Origin of the sequence: Pectinatus brassicae (assembly GCF_014201835.1) — a bacterium.
Taxonomy (GTDB): domain Bacteria; phylum Bacillota; class Negativicutes; order Selenomonadales; family Selenomonadaceae; genus Pectinatus; species Pectinatus brassicae.
Window position 1 is genome coordinate 38,939 of sequence record NZ_JACHFH010000016.1, and the last position, 20,886, is coordinate 59,824.

General features: G+C 36.2%; 18 protein-coding genes. All 18 read right to left on the minus strand.

Translation table 11 applies throughout. The features are described 5' to 3' along the window. Window positions 1-41: 41 nt before the first annotated feature. The 18 genes from lpxB to HNR32_RS07420 all read right to left on the minus strand — a co-directional run bounded on the left by lpxB (window position 42) and on the right by HNR32_RS07420 (window position 20,884). Window positions 42-1,169: a lipid-A-disaccharide synthase gene (gene lpxB / locus HNR32_RS07335; protein ID WP_183861207.1), complete on the minus strand. Its 1,128-nt coding sequence runs from the start codon at window positions 1,167-1,169 to the stop codon at window positions 42-44. Between the two features lie 89 nt (window positions 1,170-1,258). Continuing rightward, entirely contained in the window at window positions 1,259-2,065 is an 807-nt protein-coding gene (locus HNR32_RS07340) for an LpxI family protein (protein ID WP_183861209.1), read from the minus strand. A 13-nt stretch (window positions 2,066-2,078) separates the two neighbouring features. Continuing rightward, on the minus strand, window positions 2,079-2,894 hold the full coding sequence (lpxA, locus tag HNR32_RS07345; RefSeq protein ID WP_183861210.1) for an acyl-ACP--UDP-N-acetylglucosamine O-acyltransferase: 816 nt from the start codon (window positions 2,892-2,894) through the stop codon (window positions 2,079-2,081). A 152-nt stretch (window positions 2,895-3,046) separates the two neighbouring features. Further along, window positions 3,047-3,490: a 3-hydroxyacyl-ACP dehydratase FabZ gene (gene fabZ / locus HNR32_RS07350; protein ID WP_183861212.1), complete on the minus strand. Its 444-nt coding sequence runs from the start codon at window positions 3,488-3,490 to the stop codon at window positions 3,047-3,049. 17 nt (window positions 3,491-3,507) lie between these two features. Next, entirely contained in the window at window positions 3,508-4,341 is an 834-nt protein-coding gene (gene lpxC / locus HNR32_RS07355) for a UDP-3-O-acyl-N-acetylglucosamine deacetylase (protein WP_183861214.1), read from the minus strand. 62 nt (window positions 4,342-4,403) lie between these two features. Next, window positions 4,404-5,033, minus strand: coding sequence for a YjbH domain-containing protein (locus HNR32_RS07360; protein ID WP_183861216.1), 630 nt, complete (start codon window positions 5,031-5,033; stop codon window positions 4,404-4,406). 74 nt (window positions 5,034-5,107) lie between these two features. Then, the gene (gene lpxD, locus HNR32_RS07365; protein ID WP_183861218.1) at window positions 5,108-6,124 is read right to left on the minus strand and encodes a UDP-3-O-(3-hydroxymyristoyl)glucosamine N-acyltransferase; all 1,017 of its coding nucleotides are present in this window, start codon (window positions 6,122-6,124) and stop codon (window positions 5,108-5,110) included. Window positions 6,125-6,141: 17 nt separating this feature from the next. Continuing rightward, on the minus strand, window positions 6,142-6,627 hold the full coding sequence (locus HNR32_RS07370; protein ID WP_183861220.1) for an OmpH/Skp family outer membrane protein: 486 nt from the start codon (window positions 6,625-6,627) through the stop codon (window positions 6,142-6,144). Window positions 6,628-6,642: 15 nt separating this feature from the next. Then, on the minus strand, window positions 6,643-7,677 hold the full coding sequence (locus HNR32_RS07375) for a hypothetical protein (protein ID WP_183861223.1): 1,035 nt from the start codon (window positions 7,675-7,677) through the stop codon (window positions 6,643-6,645). Between the two features lie 74 nt (window positions 7,678-7,751). After that, window positions 7,752-8,222: an OmpH/Skp family outer membrane protein gene (locus HNR32_RS07380; protein ID WP_183861225.1), complete on the minus strand. Its 471-nt coding sequence runs from the start codon at window positions 8,220-8,222 to the stop codon at window positions 7,752-7,754. 81 nt (window positions 8,223-8,303) lie between these two features. Further along, window positions 8,304-9,605: an acylphosphatase gene (locus tag HNR32_RS07385; RefSeq protein ID WP_183861227.1), complete on the minus strand. Its 1,302-nt coding sequence runs from the start codon at window positions 9,603-9,605 to the stop codon at window positions 8,304-8,306. Window positions 9,606-9,627: 22 nt separating this feature from the next. Further along, window positions 9,628-11,577: a BamA/OMP85 family outer membrane protein gene (locus HNR32_RS07390; protein WP_183861229.1), complete on the minus strand. Its 1,950-nt coding sequence runs from the start codon at window positions 11,575-11,577 to the stop codon at window positions 9,628-9,630. A gap of 88 nt (window positions 11,578-11,665) precedes the next feature. Further along, window positions 11,666-12,220, minus strand: a complete 555-nt coding sequence (locus HNR32_RS07395; protein WP_183861231.1) for a hypothetical protein — start codon at window positions 12,218-12,220, stop codon at window positions 11,666-11,668. Window positions 12,221-12,385: 165 nt separating this feature from the next. Further along, complete coding sequence (locus tag HNR32_RS07400) at window positions 12,386-13,006, minus strand: sigma-70 family RNA polymerase sigma factor (protein WP_183861232.1); 621 nt, start codon at window positions 13,004-13,006, stop codon at window positions 12,386-12,388. 12 nt (window positions 13,007-13,018) lie between these two features. After that, on the minus strand, window positions 13,019-17,329 hold the full coding sequence (locus HNR32_RS07405; RefSeq protein ID WP_183861234.1) for a translocation/assembly module TamB domain-containing protein: 4,311 nt from the start codon (window positions 17,327-17,329) through the stop codon (window positions 13,019-13,021). Between the two features lie 136 nt (window positions 17,330-17,465). After that, window positions 17,466-18,803: a TolC family protein gene (locus HNR32_RS07410; protein WP_183861236.1), complete on the minus strand. Its 1,338-nt coding sequence runs from the start codon at window positions 18,801-18,803 to the stop codon at window positions 17,466-17,468. A gap of 26 nt (window positions 18,804-18,829) precedes the next feature. Then, window positions 18,830-20,107, minus strand: a complete 1,278-nt coding sequence (locus HNR32_RS07415) for an MlaD family protein (protein ID WP_183861238.1) — start codon at window positions 20,105-20,107, stop codon at window positions 18,830-18,832. A 42-nt stretch (window positions 20,108-20,149) separates the two neighbouring features. Beyond that, the gene (locus HNR32_RS07420; RefSeq protein ID WP_183861240.1) at window positions 20,150-20,884 is read right to left on the minus strand and encodes an ABC transporter ATP-binding protein; all 735 of its coding nucleotides are present in this window, start codon (window positions 20,882-20,884) and stop codon (window positions 20,150-20,152) included. Window positions 20,885-20,886: the final 2 nt, after the last annotated feature.

Genomic DNA, 20,886 nt, shown 5'->3' on the forward strand with positions numbered 1-20,886 from the left:
TCCCTATTCATAAGATTGATTCTGATTCAATCATTTTCATACTACTTATCGGCCAGTTGCAATATCAGCTTTGCTGTCCGCTCCGATACGCCTGACGTCCCCAGCATACTACGTATATTTTTCAATTGCGAAATTACTTTATCATTATCAGCACCAAGTAAATTTTCTAATGCTTGTACAATCTTATCTGGTACTACATCATTTTGCAGTAATTCTGGAATAATTTTTTTCTGTGCTAAAATGTTAGGCAGACTAAAAAATTTCACATCTACAAACATTTTAGCGATATAATACGTAATTTTTGACATTCGATATAAAACCACTACCGGCAGGCCTAACAGCCCCGCCTCTAAAACAACCGTGCCCGATGTTGCTATAGCCGCATCACAGATACTCATCACATCATATGTATTATCAGCATGATATTGTATATCTAAAGCAAAACCTCTGACTATATTTTGCAATTTCACTTTATCTATTCCCGGCGCTATTGCCAAATGCAGCTGCGTCTGCGGATATTTTCCAATGAATTCTTTTGCAGCCGCCAACATTATAGGAAATACTGCCTCAATTTCTTGCTTGCGGCTGCCTGGCAGCAACAATATGTTTTTTTTATTTTTATCAACAGCATATTTTTCACAGCATTGCTCCCTCGATAAGCTTGGCGTTACTGTTTCGATCAGCGGATTACCAACAAATTCAATATCAGCACCAGCATCCTTATATACCTGTGTTTCAAATGGAAAAATTGCCGCAATCTTATCAGCCTGCTTTGTTACACTTTTAGCTCTTCCTTTACGCCAAGCCCATGCTGATGGCGGTATATAGGAAAAAACTGGTATACCTAATTTCTTTGCCAATGGCGCTAATCGCCAGTTGAAATCCGGGTAATCAATCAGTACTAGTACATCCGGGCGTTCAATTTCCATGGCATGTACTAATGTACTGCGCAGCCTAAATAAGTGGCGTAAATTCAACAGTACTTCATAAAAACCCATGACATTATAATCGCTCATATCAGCAATTAACTCTACACCGGCTCTTTGCATTTGACTGCCACCAAAACCAATCAGCTGTATCTCCGGCTCTATTTTTTTTAACGCCATTGCTAAATTAGCACCATGCATATCGCCTGATACTTCTCCAGCAGAAAACATTATCTTGTGCATTATACTCTCCGACTATCATATATATTAAATCTTATCAGGCAGAAAAAGACGCGAGGATAATCAATTTCGAAAATCCGCCGCGCCTATTATTATATTGCTATTATTGTGATTTGATTTTCATTGGCTAATGAAAGAACCTGTTCTTTGTCAACAATAAAAGTACTGCCTGCTTCAAAAGCTAATACATTGGCTTTTGCCTCAATCATTGACTTAATGGTTTTTACGCCAATTGCTGGTACATCAAAGCGATTATCCTGCCCTGGCTTAGCGGTTTTTATTACCACGGCATCTTTACCCGCTAGCTTACCGCCACGTAATATACAGGCATCGGTTCCTTCAATTGCCTCTAATGCCATAACAGCATGATTTTTTACTACTACAGTTTGCCCAACATCGATACCACCAAGTTTTTTGGCAATCTTGAAACCAAATTCAGCATCAGCCTTTTCTTCGTCACTAGGCTGTCTATATGTAAAAACACCGGCGCCAGGCATAAATGTTTTCAGTAAGGCTGTCTGATCCAATGTTTCAATGCCTTCACTGGCTAATTCTTTAACAAAGGCTAACATCAAAGTATCGTCGCTTTTGTCTTTAACTGTCATCAATAACTTTATAAGCCGTGCATCCATTTGTTCGTGCTGTCCAGTAAATAAAAGTTCTTTTGTAACTTTTCCCAGCATTGTCACTTTATTGATATTATTATTTTTAAAAAATAATATAATTTCATCTAATTTAGCAATATTTATTCTTGCAAATTTTTCCACTGTATTTTCAAGTTCTGTATCTGTCTCATTTAATAAGGCCACAGCAAATATTTTTATCCCAATGCTTTTTGCTGCCTTAGCTAATTCTAGCGGCAGACGGCCAGCTCCGGCTAATAAGCCTATAGCTTCCATTTTTTATCCCCTTTTAATCCATATTTTCTTTACGGCTGCGACATATGCCTCGTTCAGCATTTCGTAAAAAACGCAGGAAATGTTCTACTTCTTCACACAAATCAACATCTTGCTCAATCACTTCAATCGCCTGTGATAAGCTAAGGTTAGAACGATATAATATTTTATATGCCTTTTTTATATTTCTTCGTGAATCAATAGAAATACCCGCCCGTGATATCCCTACACTATTTAGTCCGCTTACTTTAGCCGGATGCCCATCAACTATCGTATATGGCACAACATCCTGAACTAATTTTGATGCCCCACCAATCATGGCATTGCGACCAATGCGTACAAATTGGTGTACACCTGTAATCCCCCCAATAACCACGCGGTCTTCAACTACAACGTGACCTGCTATCATCGCTGAATTAGCCATTATAACGTTGTTACCAACAATACAGTTATGTGCTACATGTGTATAGGCCATCAATAAACAATCGTCACCGATACGTGTTTCAGTCTCTGCACCACAGCCACGATGCACCGTTGCACATTCTCGCACGGTTGTTCTATTACCAATAAAAACATATGATTTTTCGCCTTTAAATTTTAAATCCTGTGGGTCGGAACCAATAACCGCACCCGGATAAATTATACAATCTTCACCAATCCCTGTCCAACCTGTTATATATGCATGGGACATTACTTTTGTGCCCCGACCGATTTCTACATTCTCATCTATTACGGCATATGCTCCTATCTGTACATCCTTACCTATTTTGGCATGGGGATGTATAACAGCTGTTGGATGTATATATGCCACTACTTTATTTTCTGCATTCATAATCCTACTCCTCACCGACGCCCATTCATCTAAAACGCCCTTATATGAATATAATCCTAATGAGGATTTTTTTTCCACCTTTCATTTACCAGCAAAAATACCCGCATTAAAGCTTATTTATGATTTATTCCTGTTTTTTATAGCATATACAGCTATTTATCGGCATCTTTCACTCTTTTTAAAGCAAATGTAAAATCACCTTGCGCTGCTAATTTGTCATCGACAAAAGCTTCGGCATGTAATTTACCAAAATCGCCACGAACACGCATAAGCTCTGCTTTCATTACTAGTTGATCACCTGGCACTACAGGAATTTTAAATTTCACGTTTTCCATGCCGCCAAAAAAAGCCAGCTTTCCCCGATTTTCTTCTGGATAAAGCATAGCAAATCCACCTACTTGTGCCATAGCTTCTAAAATAAGTACCCCTGGCATAATAGGATGCCCTGGGAAATGACCACGAAATTGTGCTTCACCCATTGTGATATTTTTTATGCCTACAGCACTTTTAAACGGCACTACTTCTAATATTCTATCTATTAATAAAAACGGGGGACGATGCGGTAATACCTTTTGAATTTCATTTATATCTATCATAGCTTGTTCCTCCAATATTAAATATCGGCAATATTCTGCCTGATTTTTATAGCTAGCTGCGTATTTAATTTATGTCCTGCTTTTACTGCTATAATATGTCCTTTAATTACCCCGCCAGCTAGACGTAAATCACCAATAATATCAAGTATTTTATGCCGAACGAGCTCATTTTCATAACGTAATTTATTAAGCCAGCCTTTATCATTATATACAATTACATTTTCTAAATTACCGCCGAGCCCGAGTCCCATTTTCTGCAGCTGCTCTACTTCCTTTTCATAGGCAATCGTCCGTGCTGACGCAATTTCTTTTTCATATGTATGCTCATCAATTTCAAAATCAGCATATTGAACACCAATTAACGGATGCTCATTAAGGGAAGTAAAACTTACTCGAAATCCATCATAAGGCATGGCAATAACAAATTTTTCCCCATCATCTACCCGATATATTTTATCAATAACAATTTCCTTACGTTTTTTGGTGAGTGTTTTTCGTCCGGCCTTCTGCAACGCAGCAAAAAAAACGGCTGCACTACCATCTTCTACCGGCGGTTCTTCGCCATTTATTTCTATGTAACAATTATCAATTTCGCAAATATGCAGCGCTGACATCAAGTGCTCTATAGTATAAACCTGCGCATTATTATCACCTATAGTCGTTGCTCGCAATGTCGTTGTAACATTTTCCGCCACTGCTTTTATCTGTGGCGTTCCGGATAAATCTGTCCGTATAAAAACAATACCTGTATCTTCTGGCGCTGGTAAAAGCCTTATTTCAGCTGGTTTCCCTGAATGGAGACCAATACCTTTACATAAAACCATCTGCGCCACTGTTGTCTGATAACACATAATAGACCCCCTGCCATATATTATTATATTTTACAGGACATTTTCTTTGACTGCAAGTACTTTTATGGTACGGTATATGTAATACCCCAAAAAGGCTCCTTGTCGCGCCAGCCAGCCGTAACTTGTAAACCACGTGCTGTCGCCAATCTTATTCCATATGATGTTTTTTTATCAATATGCTCTACCATAAAGGACATATCAGGAAATTGCCCGCCTTTTGATAATGGAATTAATTTTGTTTCCAAACCAATAAAACCATCTTTATAACGTCTTGTTCCAATACCACTATGCATTCTGAGCCCAAATGGCAAAGCCTTGCTTACAACCACATATGCCGCTGTTCCTTGGTTTTCCTCTAAGTCATCGATGCCTACTGCAAATCCTGGCTTTACTATGCCTTCATTTTTTATTTTGTATTTTATATTCAGCGTTTTTAAACTATGTTTATTATTCTCATCACGCAGCGCTCCGCTTATTTCCATATTATCAAAAAATGGCAGTGCAAATACTTCATAGCTTGCACTATCCAAATGATAATAGCCCAATTCCAATTGATTATTGCGCGGAACATCTATCGTTGGTATGTCAATAAGTCCCGTAGGTCCATAAGTTGTTGGTGCTGCCTGTGCAATATTAATATTTATAAAAAAAATTATACCTAAATATATTAGTAAAGTATTATTTTTCCACATCGCATCTCCCATAAAAAAATAAGTTATAATGAAAAGTGACCGCTTTCCATTATAACTTATTTTTTTATTTAAATCTAATTTTTATTTTTTTCGAGCCGGCGTGTAATTTCTTTTATCTGTTTGCGCATTTGCGGAGCATGAGCTGACGCCGCAGTCATGCGCAGCCATTCGCTATGCGGTCTGGCAGGAAATCCCGCATAAAAAACATTTTCCGGCGTATTATTTATAATACCCGAACGAGCTGCAAAAACTGAATTGGCGCCAATTTCAATATGTCCAACAGTACCAACCTGACCGCCAAAGGTCACATTATGTCCGACCTTAGTTGAGCCAGATATTCCTGTTTGGGCAACAATTAATGTATTTTCACCAATATCACAATTATGCCCAATATGCACAAGATTATCAATCTTAGTACCTGTCCTAATATAGGTAGTGCCCATAGCAGCTCGATCAACTGCCGCATTAGCTCCTATTTCAACATCATTCTCAACTACAACATTGCCAATCTGCGGTACTTTTATATGTTTGCCCTTTTTGGTAACAAACCCAAAACCATCCGAACCGATAACTGTTGAACTATGTATTATGACATTACTGCCTACCTCACAAAATTCCCGCACCGTAACATTAGAATAAAGACAGGTTTCATTACCAATCCGAGCATATTGTCCAACATAAGTATGCGGATACAAAATTACATCATCACCAATCACAGCATTATCATCAACTACCGCAAATGGCATTATAGCGACATTTTTGCCAATAATAACATTATTACCAATACTGGCTTTATCACTAATTTCTCTTTTAATCGTCAACGGCGGCGTAAACAATTCAACTAATTTTATAAAAGATTCACGCGGATTTTCAACAATTATAACCGGCTTAGCAAATGCTTCTATCCCTTCAGGCAGAATAACTGCCGCCGCTTGGCAAGTTCTTGCTTCCTCTATATGCGGTTCCACAGCAAAAGTAATATCACTTACCTTTGCTGCCGCAATATTAGCTACACCAGCTATTTTAATATTGGCATCCCCCTGCAGTCGACCACCGATTAGTTGTGCTAACTCCCCCAAGGTTTTTTCCATAAGAAAAACACTTCCTCTTACTGTAATTTTTTTATAACCTCGTCAGTTATATCGATTCCACCATTGACTACAGCGCCATCTACCCTGGCAGCATCCTCTTTACTTCCCTGCGGATCAAGTCCTACACTGCTTTTTATTGTAACGGCTGATAACCCTTTTTCTTTGCTTATCTGTGCTAGTACATTATCAATTAACGTACGTCTTTTAGCATTATATTTTTGCTGAATCCCATAAGCCTTACGTTGCAGTTGCTGTACTTCTTTCGTATAATCCTCTGGTTTCATGCTGCCTTGTTTTTTTATTAACTCTTCCATTTGTGCATTTACTGTTTTGTATTCATTTTCAAAATCAGTATTTATTTTTTTGATTTGCGGACTCTGTGTTGATACCAATGCGATATCAATATATCCTATCTTAGCCTTATTGGAACACCCTGCTAATAAAAAACATGCTGCTATTGTTATACATACTGCCAATAAAATTTTTCTTACTTTCTGACTCAAAACTATCCCTCCATATTATTTCTTTAATTCAGTTATAAGCTCTGATGTAATATCTTTAGTTGTACGACTGACAACTAACTGCTCTTTTAAATACTCATTCCAATCCCAATCTAGTAAATCTTCTGTAGCCCTATCAGCAAAAATTATACTCAAATGTTCTTTTTGGGCAATAATTGCCGCTTTACTGCGAATATCGCTGTATATAGCCTCTTTCAAGGCTTTTATTTCGTCATTTTTATCGGTTAATTCTTTCTGTAATGATAAAAAATCCTGTTTTTGCTGTTTTAATTTATCATCCTGCTGTTTTAACATTGCCGTTTGCTGCTCAGAAAATCCTGCTTCTGTCTTTTCCATTGCCATTGCATCTTTTTTATTGGCATCTGTTATTTTTGCCTGCATTTCCTTGAGCTGTGCCTGATAGTAATCTTCCAACGCCTGTTTTATCATATTTTCATACGCATTGCCAACTTTATGGATTTCTGCTGCCCGTTCCTTTTTTAACTGCATCATTTTACTGTTGAGTTCATCTATCTGTGTTGGTGATAAGCGCAGATTTTTGGCATTGTCAAGCTGCAGGGTATAATTAAAGATTGGCGTTTGATATTTACTGCTGATTTTTTCAAAATCCGCTGCTTTTTGCGGAGCCAATTGCTCACGTAATTGTTTTTCTTTATCAATCATCTTATTTTGCAATATCTTATTGCTTATATCCACACGCATTTGGGCCTTTTGCTGAGTAAAATTAGCAAACGAGTCATTTCTAATTTTCCCCTCGAGCATCGCTGCATGTGATATTGAAGACATCTGAGCTGCTATCTGGCTGCGTTCGCCTTCTAATTTACGTATATCATTATAACGCGGATGATTTTTTATAACATCTGCCAATTTTACAATCCCTACGGTATTTGTCTTAGTGGTAGTTTTAACAGCAGCATCCGATTTATAAAAATGCCTTATTACAAAAAATAATGCTATTACCGCGATTCCAACTGTTAACGTTCCTAATATAACATTTTTTCTTTTTATCTGCTGTTTTGCCGTAAGACTCACCTCTTCAGAAAATTACCGAGCCCAAGGCTCGGTATTTATTTTTAGCCAATTAAAATCTGTTTTTATTGACTAACTTATTTTTTTTGCATTTTGCTTAATACATCCTGCGTAATATCCTGTCCACCATAGATAACACTGTTTTTATCTAATACTACAGTCAAGCCTTTAGCATCAGCTACAGTTTGAATATTAGCCTTAACTGTTTCAATAATCGGCGCTAATAATTCTTTTTGTTTTTTTACCATTTCGTCTCTGATTTTTAAGGCATAATCACTTTTTTCTTTATCACTCATATTAGCTGTCTTAGTTTTAAAATCTTCTTCTACTTTTTTCTGTTCGGCCTGCATTTGTGTACGAGCTTGTGCTAATTGCGGCGAACTTGATACAAGCTGTTGATAATCAACAACACCAACATTAGAAGAAGATGCTGCTGAAGCTATGCCCGAATCATACTGCGATATTCCAATGGCAGCAATACTTAGAACAAATACAGCTGCAATAACAAAACTTATAATTTTTATTTGCTTTTTTTGAAAATTAATCATTTATATACTCCCTTAATGAAACTTTTATTTTTAGAATTAAAAACATTATAACAAACTGTTTTTTTTTATTCAAGTAACATACTAGAAATTACCAATAAGACGTATCCAGCGATTTCTTCTGCCATCATCCTGATCGAGAACATATTCCAGGCTTATAAAATCATGTACCTTATAACGAATAGCCGCTTCCCAATTATTATTTTCCGGCATATAGCTGAATCTGCCCAGCCACCTGTCATCAAAAACATCTTTAGCATCAACAGACCATATATCATCATCAAAAAAATACCGACCACCTAAACGCCATTTATCATTAAAATGATAATAATAGCCCGCTGCCCAATCAGCCTCAGTTTCCTGAGGCAGAAAAAACAATTGCGTGAATAATTCATGCTTTGTCTTAAATATTTTCCCCAGATGCAGCCGATAAACATTATTGGCCTTATCATCATCGCGACCAAAGTCGCTCCAGCCCTGAATATTTATATTATAATCCTTAGTGTCTGAATAAGTTGTGATTTGTGTTTTTTCACCAACGGCAAAATTCACTTTAGTATGCATGTTAAATAGTGAAAATGCTTTATTGGCATCAAGATCTGCAGCTAACTTCCTGGCAAAATAATCCTGATGACGTTCCACAAATTCCACAGGAACCCCTAATAAAATATCCGTCTGACTCTGTAAATACAGCCGTTCCTGTAATAAATAGACATTAGGCATAGAATTTGAGCGCATCCTTAAGTCCACTGTCCTGACAACCGGCATACGTGGGTAAATAGTCACTGCTACTTTTGTTGTTTCACCCGGCTGCATATCAAAATCAGCACGAAATTCCGGCAATTTTTTTTGCATAAAATCATTTAAATTATGCTTTAAGATGCCATTACTCCAATCAACTGCGTCAATAGGCAATCCCCTTAAATTATCCTTAAACAATTTGTCGATACCTTGTATATCCTGCAGTGCCAAAGTTGCAATTTCAGGTGAAACACCATCGGTTTTTACTGTAACGTCTACTTTATTTATAGTATCAGACCACGGCAGTAGTCTAACAATTATATTTACATTTTGACCTGCTTCTACAGATACATTAGTTACAGTATAGCCAACCAATATTTTATTAAATACTTCTTCTATTGTATCTTCATATTGAATTTTTTGCGCAGCCACCTGCTCATATTGCTTACCGCTCAATAACTGCTGTGCTATAACGGCTATACTTGTCTGCATTCGCTGCCTTATCAATAGAGGGATCTGCCCATTAGTTTCCGTGATGACAATATTTATATCATCATCGGCAATTATTGCCGCCGATGCTACATGACAATATCCCAAAAAAAACAAGCACAGCGGCAAAAATAAGATTTTTCTATTAAAATTCATAGCAATACCTTTTACTATTCGTTTAGAAGGTTCCGCCTACTGAAAAATGCGTACGTCCACCATCCTCACCAATACCATAGTCAAGGCGCAGCGGTCCTACCGGTGTTTCTATTTGAAAACCAATACCATAACTGTGGTGAAGTGTGAAGCTGTCTTCAACGGATTGCCAAGCCCAGCTCTTACCTTCCCAAGCATCTCCCATATCAAAGAACAAGGCACCCTGTACTTTTTTTACAATTGGGAAACGATATTCTACTGAACCTGTTATCATATTATTGCCCTTGAACTGATCATCCTTATAGCCGCGCAGTGTAGTTTGCCCACCAATCTCAAAACGGCCTGATTCCGGCAAATCACTATCAGAATAACCGCCGTTAAAACGTAATGCCAATACATGTGAATGACCTAAATTAAAGTAACGCTGTGCACTAAGCATATACTTATCATAAGAAAAGTCACCGCCTAATCCGGCAGCTTCTACCGAAGCACTGTATTTACTACCCTCTGAAGGATTATAAATATTATCGCGTGTATCAACTACATGAGCCAACGTTATGCTGCGCGTAGTACCAAAATTACTGTTAATCCAATCTTGTTCATTGCTTCTGTCCAAACCACTTTCATGTCCATCATATTGATCATCACGAATTTTTAAGGTCACAAAATTAGTTGTATATTCATTAGCCGGACGCCCTAATGATATTTCGCCGCCTTTATAACTGCGGTCATATTCTTCGATTTCATGCCCCTGGGTATTATAGTCATCATATTGATATGTACGGTCATAAAGACGAAGACCTAATGATGTTTCTTTGGAATCAAGCCAAGGATGACGGTAGCTGAATGTATAGCCATGGTCATCACTGCTATCGCCGCCAAATTCATAGGTAAGTTTCGCAGAATCACCAGTTCCACGCAGATTACTGTCACTAAGGCTAACCATCCCAATAAATCCGTCACTGCTGCTATAACCAGCGCCAATACCAAATGAACCCGTACGTTTTTCGACTACAGTTGTTTCAATGATAATATTATTAGGATTTTGCTGACCTGGCAGTAACTTCATATTTACATCCTGGAAAAAACCCAAATTATAAATACGCTGCATACTGCGTTTAGCCAGCTTAGCATTAAAGGCATCACCCGGTTTCATACGCATTTCTCTGGTTATAACTTTTGCCTTAGTTTTATCATTACCTTTAACCGTATAGCCTTCAACAATACCTTCATTAAAGTCAATATTCAATACGCCATCATCATTCATTGACATATTATTTACTTTTGCTAAAATATAACCTTCTTTACGATATTCAGCTTCTACATTGGCAATATCAGTATTGACCGTTTTGGTGTTTATTACCTTTCCCTCTTCTAATGCCAATAATGATTTTATTTTTGCCTCAGTAAATTCCTTATTACCTGTTATATTAACTTTATTCAATATCGGATTTTCTAAAACATGGTATGTTACTTTTATGCCTTCGGGTACAACTTCATACGCGGGAAAATTATCATAAAAAAAGCCGGTATCGTAAATAGCCTGACGATCAGCTGCTACATTATCAGCGGAAAACTCGCCGCCTGCTTTGGTTTTAAGAGCCTCCAGCACCGTTGCTTCAGGTATGTTTTTCAGACCGGTGACAGCAACCTTTACTACTGTCAAACCATTGTACTGTGCTGTTGTCCCAGCTAAATCTTTTTCCACTGGGCGCTGTTTTTGCCAATCATCAATACGTTTTGTACCCGCATTATCTTTCTTGGCTTTATCCACATCAGACATTTCCTGCTTTACACCTGGTGCATCTTTAATTATTTTATTATTGTCTGCTGTCTGGGGAGCTTTGCTGTCAGCAACTGTATTATATGCCGCTCCATCAGTTTGTGCATGCACAACTGGCATTTCCAATAAAGTAAAATTAGTTACCGCCATTGCTACTGCACAGGCTAATAAACGACCTCTTTTTTTGTTCAAACAAATTACCTCCAGAATATATGTCTTATTATAATTATTAATCTTTAACGTCTTATCCAACTTAACTAATCTCATACAAGAATAAAATTTATTCCTGCAACGTTTTTTTGGCAGTACGCATTAACTGCTGCATCTCTTTTGATGGAACATTAGATTGTATACTAGGATTTGTTTTTAATTCATTCTCTGAGACAGCTGGCTTATTTATTTTACTAATAATCTTATTATTGTCTTTTGCAGACACAACCCTAGCTTCTTGCCTAATTGGCAGCGTATTTTTTATTTTTGCTACTGCCTGCTGACTCGCTGCTGGATCTGCTGCTTCAATACGTGCTTTATTTACCGACACTACTGAAGCTGGTTTAGTAGCAATACTCTTATCTTGGTTATTTTTTTCTGGCATAAAAAAAGCTATTGCTGCAAACACACAAATACTAAGTGACAGTATTATCCCCCATTGCTTCACTGATAATATAAAAGATTGTTTGTTTTTTTCTTTGGCCCGCTTTAACTCTGCTTCGGCCAGCATAAGATGGATATCACCACGAATATTATTTTGATTATTCAACGATGTTTCGGCTTTACCTAGCCATTTTTTCGCAGCAGTGATATGCTCCTTCATCATATTATCAACTTTTGCCATAAACTGCCCCCCCTAATATGCCTAATTATAATATCCATAAAAAATTTTATATTATACATGTCATTTTAGCGGATATATTATTTTATTTCAGGGTTTTTCAGCTTTTAAATGAATTTTCTTGTTCATTATAGCATATTATCTATGAATTAATACAGTTATTCTTATTCAATGCCAATTATGCATGAATTTAGACATCATGCCACGTAGACGCTGTACTGCTTTTTTTTGCAACCGATAAACATGTGCCAAACTAATATCCAAAGACTGTGCTAATTCCTGTGGTGGCCTGTCTTTTAGATAAACACTATCTAATACTATCCGCTCCTTATCCGGCAAGCGCAGCATTTCCTTTTGAATATAATTATTTAAAAAGTTTTTTTCGGCCTGTTCCGACACATTAATGTCAGATGCAATAAATTCCTGCTCCTCCGTCAGAATATCGCTATAAACAAATTGTTCACCTTTATATTCTTTTTTTAAACAATTTATAATTCGCCCCTTTATACGGTGTACAGCATATAAGGAAAAAGCGATGTTTTTTTCTGGTTCATAGCGTTCAACTGCTTCAATCAAGCCAATAATACCCTCTTGAACTAAGTCCATAACAAATTCCACTGTAATAAACGGACGAATACATTTAAAAACTAAGGGCTGATATGATTCTATTATTTGGCAACGAGCATCATCATCATTATGCTTCTTATAATTGTACCATAATGTCGCTTCTTCTTCTGGCTCTAATAAATTTATTTTTTGTATCTCAGCCATATAATCTCTAATATCCATATCACCCCTCCTTTAGAATTTAAAATTCGCCTCTAATGTTACCTGATAGCCATTACGTTTATCCCATTCATTTAATAAGCTGATATTATTATTAAAATCATACTGTATCCCAAATTTATAATCATCATAATTTATGCTGTTAGTATATTTCAACATTGTTTTATCAGAAATATTTTTTCCTATCTCAATATTATATACTTCATCATAATTATTTTGCTGCTGGTCATTTTTATTGCTGGATATACTATCCCTGACAATGTTGAATTCATCGAGTTTCAATGTATCACGCATAAAATTTTCCATTTCATTGAAAAAATTCATCTGAAAACCAATAGCGGCTAACGAAGCCAAATCATTACTGCCTACTGTATCACCTTGGCGATAGGCTGTTCTAAACGTCAGCAATTTTATTATTTCTTCCTGACTCATCGCCGGCTCTGACTGTAAATTAAAATCCATTGCATCTACCGGGCCCTCTACTGATAGATAAACCTTAGTCTGAGCTAAAGTGGTATCGGCCTTAAAAACAATACTTGGCAAAAATTTCCCTACCTGGTTAAATGCAGCTGTTCCCTCGCGTATTTTAAAAATTGTCTTTAAATAACTGATTGTTCCCCGCTCAGCTGTAATTTGTCCCGATGGTAAAACAAACCTGGTTGTCCCGCCAAAATGGACATCTCCCGCAATATCCATATTGTAAAGACCTGAGCTGGCAAAAAGAACTTTTTTCCCCACATTTATTCCCACATCAAGTATCATATCTGGCAGCATTGACATATTATTATCGGGTATTGTCGGCAATGAAATCTCTGCATTTTGTATTGGCAAATTACCGGTCAATTTAGGCAACACTTTACCAAATAACTTATCTTCTGTCAACTTAAAGTCAGCAGTCAGCGGACCTTTATAAAATGGGCTGTAAATATCTAATTTATCCATTGATAAAATAAAATTATATTTTCTTAGGCCACCACCAGTTATCAGTGTGTCACCATTTAAATTATAAGTCCCCCTGCCAATATTACCAGAGAACTGATTAATCTGCATTTTTTCCTGATTAAAAACAATATCTGCCTGCATATTTTCAATGGGCGCTTTTAATTCTTTTAGCTTTACTACACCATTATTCAATTTTATAAAACCATTAAACAATGGATGCGCCAAAGTTCCCGTTATCTGAACATTCCCCTGCAACGGGCCATTAGCCCAAGCTATCTGCTTACTCAAAAACGGTAGAATACTTAAGTCAGCATTATCCAACGACATTTTTAAATCTATTTGATCATAGCGCGTTAACATTTCCCAAGGTTTAGCTTTTAAGGCAATTAAAGGAATTTTTCCTGTAGCAGAAGCTTTATATTCACCTTTATTTACCAATATTTGCTCAACATTTATACTATCATCTTTTAAATTTAACAGACCTGTCATTCTATCAAAAGTTGCTGTTCCTATACCACCACCATCTATTTCAAAAGAAATATTAGCCTGCGGATTTTTGGCTGTTCCCGTTATTTGGGAATATATGTCCAGTGTTCCTTTTGTGGCAATATCATAATTGAGTACATCGGCTACAACATCGGCATCAACACCTTGGGCCGAAATTACTAAATCAACTTTTCCTTTTGTATCCCATGACCCCTGTGCAGCTATTTTAGCATTATCCTGCTGCCCATAAAAATTATTAACCTTTAAAATATTATTAATATACGAAATATCAATAGTCATTTGCTGCAGCGGGTGATTTTTTACATAACCATCTTGTACACTACCATTAAAATGGATTGCCGGATTAGATAAACTCCCGGTTAAATCAACCTTTCCATTAAATTTCCCCGTTATATAATTATTATTTAAATTTGCTATTGCTGTCAAAGCCTTAACATCTAAATCTACAGCATTTAAATTTCCTTGCAGACTTTGCTGCAATAAATTTAATTTACCATTTAATAAAATTTTACCCGTTCCCTGCTCACATTGTATTTGAGAAAGATTTGCCACTCCATTTTGATAGTCAAAATTTCCTGCAATATTATTAAGCTGTACATTATTAAAAACAACTTGTTTGCTGGCAATAGTGCTTGTAAATATCGGGTTACTAACCGTTCCAGTGAGCCTGCCATCAAAATCAGCACTGCCACTTACCGGATAAGGAAAATCAATTGGCAGCTTAGCAATATCAATATTTTTAATTTTTACCAAAAAATCAAGCCTGTCATTATTATTTACCGCACCACTTATCAAGGCTGTAGCAAAAGGAGTTTTTATGGAAAAATCATGCAGGATTATTTTCCTGTCTTTATAAGCATAATCCCCTTGAGCATTAGTCAGTAATATTCCCTGAAAATTACCTTCGTGAAAAAATATGTGACCATTTGCCTGAATATTATCAAGTGTTCCTGTCAATATTAATTTATTATCAACAGCACCTGTGATTAAGTGTCCGGGCATAAATGCGGCAGCAATATTTTCCATACGGGCATTTTTGGTATCAACTACTAAATTGATGCTCCTTCTGCCAGTAAGACCTACAGAGCCTGATGCGGTATGTACCGTTTCATTACGACTGTTTTTTATTTCAAATTTATTAATTTTTATATTGTCAATCGTTCCATCGGCTGCTAACAATAGCAAATGATATGGCTGCGCCATTATCGTACCATCATTTGCCCCCAACTGCAGCTGTAAATGCGGATTATTGATATCACCTGTAACAAAACCATGAAAACCTGCTTCACCAGTCATAGGTACTTGGGCATATTTTTCAAAAGTTTGTAAATTTATTTTAGTACCTGATACTTCAATATTTAAATTATTGTTATTAATATTTCCAGCAGCATCAATCTTGCCACCCTGTCCCATATCAGCCGTTAAAGCCGCAATTTTTATATTCTGCCCATCCTTAGCTATTGCCGCATCAGCATTATTTATTAGAATATTTTTATATAAGGCATTTTTTAATTTTACTGCCGCATAAAATTTAACGTCATCAACATGTTCTATATCTCCCGTTGCCGTTATATTTCCCGACAATAAACCTGAAATTCCTGGCAGAAACTGCTTAAATTCACTGCACTGTAAATTTTTAAAATCAGCTGTTGCTTCATAGCTTTGGTTTTTTACATGAAAGATCCCTTTAGCTTCGATCTGTCCTGCAGCTATATTAGCTGATGCCCTATCTATATAGATAGTGTCGTCAGCAAAGCTTCCCTCTACTTTGGCATCTGCAATAGAAAAACCATAAGCGTCTGCTTGTTTTGCTGATAAATATGCTTTAACTTTTGGTGCAGACAACTTTCCAGTAATATCAGCAGTAAATGCGACATCGCCAGTAAATGGTATGTTTTTTAAAATAGTTTTGGGATTAAATTTATCAGATTCTGCCACTACAGATAATTCGGGATTATCTGTAAGCGTTATTTTGCCATGCATTTTCAGCAGCTGTCCCTGCACTCTCGCATTAGCAAATGCCGTTAAATAATCATCCTTAAATATAAATAAACCATTTATATTTTTTACTTGTATTGCCTGATAACTACATGCCCCATTTTCCAAGGTCATTTGTCCACTTATTATTGGGGTTTTATTTAGGGGCAGCGCTATTTTTAAGTTCATATCTTTTATGCTGCCTTTTATCAGCTGCAACTCAGCTGGCAATATATTTGGGGGAATAAACGGCAAATATTTATCTATATTCACCTGTGGTGACTTAATCGTCACCGTATTAAATTTATCACCAATTATACCACTTATATCGAACACATCTTTATCCTGATATAAAGTAGCTTTTATAACAGGCTGCTGTGGATTTTTCATAGCTATTTTACCATTTATTTTGGCAAATTTCATTTGCTTGTTTTGGACGCTAACATTGGCCGTGCCATTATGTAAATCTATATTTCCCGTAAAATTATTACTTTCACTTGTATTACTTAATATATCGTTGTAATTCCATGTACCATCAGGTCTTTTTTCAATGTTAGCAATTGGATTATCAACAGCGATTGTTGTTATGCCGCTAATGATATCAGTATTTTTGATTATTGCTAATGGACTAAAATCTACAATAACGTCCTGTGCTTGAGCCAGTATTTTTTCATTTTTGTCATATACCGTTATTCCTGATGCCTTTACACTTGTAAGTGAATTTATTTGCACCGCATCTATTTTCACCTTAGTCTGTATCTTTTTATCAATTATCTTTTCAATATTTTGAGCGGCTGTCTTCATAAAATCAGCTGAATAGCTGACATAAAAAAAAGAAGCCGCAAATAATATTCCGATAAGTGTTGCTGCAATTATCACAATTTTTTTCCACGGCTTCATACTCTTTATTCCCTCCAACAATTAATTATCTTGATTAATATATTAATATTTATTTTGTACCAGCATAATTTAATCAAGAATAATCTTCTCAGGTATACCTGTAAGTTTTAATTGTTATTCTTAGCTAATTATTTTATTATTTACTATCTTTAGTGTCGTCGACTGCACTATTATTCTGCATTATTGGCATACCCATTGCTTTTTCTAATGAAGCACGGCTTGTCGTATATGTATAAAGCGCTTCATTATAATTTGTCTGTGCTGTAGCATAATTGGAAATCGCATCTAATCTATCACTATTGGTGCCTACACCTGCCTGATAACGAAGCACCGCAATACGATTATCTTCTTCCGCCTGAACTACTGCTATTTTTGTTGTTTCAATATTTTTACGAGCAGCTTCCATCGATAAATAAGCCTGTCTTACATCTGATAAAACCGTATCCTTCAGCGCTAATTCCGTATGCTGTGCTTTCATATATGCTGCTTCTGCCTGTTTCACCTGAGAATGGGTAACAGCACTGTCAAAAATAGTCCAGTCGGCCAATATGCCAATTATTGATTGATCATATTGATCATTATCAAAAACATTATTCCCTGAAATGTATTTCTGCGCTACAAAATCAACCTGCGGTAAATAACCTGCTTTTGCTGCCGCTATAGCTTTTTGTTCCTGTTCTACAGTTCTTTGCGCCGCCAATAAATCTGGTCTGTTTTGTACGGCAGTATCCATACATTCCTGCAGCGTCTTGGAATAATTAGTATCGGTCAAGTAATTATCAGCTGGTTCTACATCTGTTAATATATCCTGTCCGATTAAAGTATTAAAAGTGGTAATGGCCACCTGCACATTATTTTCCGCTGTAACAAGTGCCTGTTTGGCATTGGCTAAATTAACCTGTGCCGTCAATAAGTCTGTCTTAGCTACTACACCAGCATTATACTTAGCCTCTGCCACTTTTTCATGTTCACTATATTGTTTTACTGCAGTTTCATCCACTTTTTTGATATTTATATAATTTAGTATTGCATAATAATCTTCAATTGTCTGGTATTGTATAGTTTGTTTTTCATTGTCTAAATTATATTGGGCAATTTCTACACCTAAGCTGGCACTTTTTTTATTATTTTCCAGTTTGCCGCCTGTATATATGGGAACAGTTGCTTTTATGGTATTGCCATAAAGACGATTTATACCACTATCGTGATATGAATGACCATCAGCCTTATAGGCAGTTCCTTCCCATGTTAAAGTTAATCCCTCATTGCCGCGCGCTTCCCCCAACACTGCTCTAGCGCTAATTAAACTTGCTTCCTGTTCTTTTATTGTATGGTTATTAGCTAATGCTTCATTAATACTTTCTGATAAAGACATTTGTCGTGCAAATACAGTGGTATTCAGTGATACTGTCATAATACCACCTAATACTAATGCTGTTAAATTTTTAATCCATCTATTTTTATTTCTTTTCAAGATATTTTCCTCCTAAAATATATTTATTAAAATTCTTTGCGCAAACCAAAATATGTTAATCTTTTGGCACTATCATTCAAATTATTTACCTGTCCTACCAAATAATAGTCAGGTGATAATTTATACTGGCTGCGCAATTTTAATTTTACCTTATCATCATCATAGGCATCAACAGAAAACTTCCATAATCCTAAATAAGTATCTAGTCCTATTCCTGGATTATTGTCTACCAAACCAACGCGTCCAGAAAAAAAATCATTGCCTGCGCCTAATTGCAAATTAGTGGCCGGATTATCACCGCCAATATCGTCACCACCTAGTAACAAAAAATTACCAGAATCATTATATAGCTTTAAATCAGCATTAAACATCATATCCGATTCTTTGCCATTATAAAGAAAATCGGCACCAACTTTAGTATGTATCGAATTTATTTTAGTCATCATCTTATTAGCACGTTTTGATACATCGCTGGCATTATGAATCATTGATTTTAATTCTGCAGCAGTATCAGGATCAGCTATTACCGGCTCTAAGTTTGCTGCCATTTTGTCTATTCTGGCACTAGTTGCTGATAAATTAGCAATTGCTCCGCGCATATTCTCAGCCATTTGCCCATCACCATTTAACTGATTCATCATTTTTTCAATTTGTCCGGTGGTCTGCTGCATATTTGCGGTTATGGCTGTCATATTTCTAACCATGCCATTAATATTTCCCTCATTAGCAATGCTTAAGCGTGCTATCACAGCAGTCGCTTCATTCATATTATCAGTTATCTTTTTTAAATTTGATGCTGAATTTATTATAGAATCCTGCACAGCTGGATTAGCTATAATTTTATTCATAGCTGTTACCAACTTATCAACCTTCTCCATAGTAGCTGATGCAGCTGTCATCAATGTTTCAATATTATGGGCCTCAGTTCCTTTTACCACATCATTATTTTTTAAATACAATGCCGCCTTTTTTTCAGCAGCGTATATATTAACAAATTTTTCGCCCATTAAGCCGTCACTGGATATTGTAACAATAGCATTTTGTGGTATTTTAGCCTCATTTTTTATCTGCAAAACAACTTTTGCACCTGTACTATCAGTCGTAACTGTTCTGACATTACCTACCTCTACTCCAGCATATCTTACTAGCGCGCCTGGTTTTAATCCATCCACATATTTAAATGATGCTGTAATTTTATAATTAGGCGGCTCACCAAAACTAAAATGGCTAAGATGCATTACAATGGCCAAAGCTAATGCTAATGCTGTTACGGTAAATAATCCCACCTTAGCTTCTATTGTCATATTATCGCCTCCCTGCCTATACATACCTCATATAAGTATTTACTATCTTATAATTCGCCCACCACTTATAAATTCCTGTACCCGCTCATCATCTGAATTTTTAATTATTTGTGCATTACCTAGTGCTATTATCTCTCCATTATATATCATTGCTATTCTATCTGCTATATAATAAGCACTATCCATATCATGAGTTACCACTACTGATGTAACGCCCATCTGCTGCTGCGTATATTTTATCAATTTATCTATTTTACCTGCCATTATCGGATCTAAACCAGAGCTTGGCTCATCATATAATATTATTTCCGGCTCAAAAGCAATTGCGCGGGCTAAGCTGACTCTTTTCTTCATTCCTCCTGATAATTCATTTGGCATATATTCCTTGAATTTTTCCAAACCTACTAATGCTAACTTTTCATCAACGATTTTATCTATTTCGGCTGTACTTAAATCACTGTGCTCAGTTAAACCAAAACCGATATTTTCAGCCACAGTCATCGAATCAAATAAGGCTGAATATTGAAATACCATTCCCATTGTCAAGCGAATTTTATCCAGCTGCATTTCATCAAGTTTAGATATTTCCTGCTGTTTTATCCAAATTTCACCACTGGTGGGACGCTGCAAACCAATCATCAATTTTAATAAAGTACTTTTCCCTGACCCGCTTGCTCCTATAATAGCCAGTGTTTCCCCTTTTTTTACCGATAAATTTATATTTTTTAATACAGCAAATTCATTATAAGATTTATTGACATTTATTAAATCTATCATAG

Coding starts and splice junctions, on each gene's coding strand:
- lpxB (WP_183861207.1), bottom strand. CDS start 1,169: ATGCACAAGATAATGTTTTCTGCTGGAGAAGTATCAGGCGATATGCAT.
- HNR32_RS07340 (WP_183861209.1), bottom strand. CDS start 2,065: ATGGAAGCTATAGGCTTATTAGCCGGAGCTGGCCGTCTGCCGCTAGAA.
- lpxA (WP_183861210.1), bottom strand. CDS start 2,894: ATGAATGCAGAAAATAAAGTAGTGGCATATATACATCCAACAGCTGTT.
- fabZ (WP_183861212.1), bottom strand. CDS start 3,490: ATGATAGATATAAATGAAATTCAAAAGGTATTACCGCATCGTCCCCCG.
- lpxC (WP_183861214.1), bottom strand. CDS start 4,341: ATGTGTTATCAGACAACAGTGGCGCAGATGGTTTTATGTAAAGGTATT.
- HNR32_RS07360 (WP_183861216.1), bottom strand. CDS start 5,033: ATGTGGAAAAATAATACTTTACTAATATATTTAGGTATAATTTTTTTT.
- lpxD (WP_183861218.1), bottom strand. CDS start 6,124: ATGGAAAAAACCTTGGGGGAGTTAGCACAACTAATCGGTGGTCGACTG.
- HNR32_RS07380 (WP_183861225.1), bottom strand. CDS start 8,222: ATGATTAATTTTCAAAAAAAGCAAATAAAAATTATAAGTTTTGTTATT.
- HNR32_RS07385 (WP_183861227.1), bottom strand. CDS start 9,605: ATGAATTTTAATAGAAAAATCTTATTTTTGCCGCTGTGCTTGTTTTTT.
- HNR32_RS07395 (WP_183861231.1), bottom strand. CDS start 12,220: ATGGCAAAAGTTGATAATATGATGAAGGAGCATATCACTGCTGCGAAA.
- HNR32_RS07400 (WP_183861232.1), bottom strand. CDS start 13,006: ATGGATATTAGAGATTATATGGCTGAGATACAAAAAATAAATTTATTA.
- HNR32_RS07405 (WP_183861234.1), bottom strand. CDS start 17,329: ATGAAGCCGTGGAAAAAAATTGTGATAATTGCAGCAACACTTATCGGA.
- HNR32_RS07415 (WP_183861238.1), bottom strand. CDS start 20,107: ATGACAATAGAAGCTAAGGTGGGATTATTTACCGTAACAGCATTAGCA.
- HNR32_RS07420 (WP_183861240.1), bottom strand. CDS start 20,884: ATGATAGATTTAATAAATGTCAATAAATCTTATAATGAATTTGCTGTA.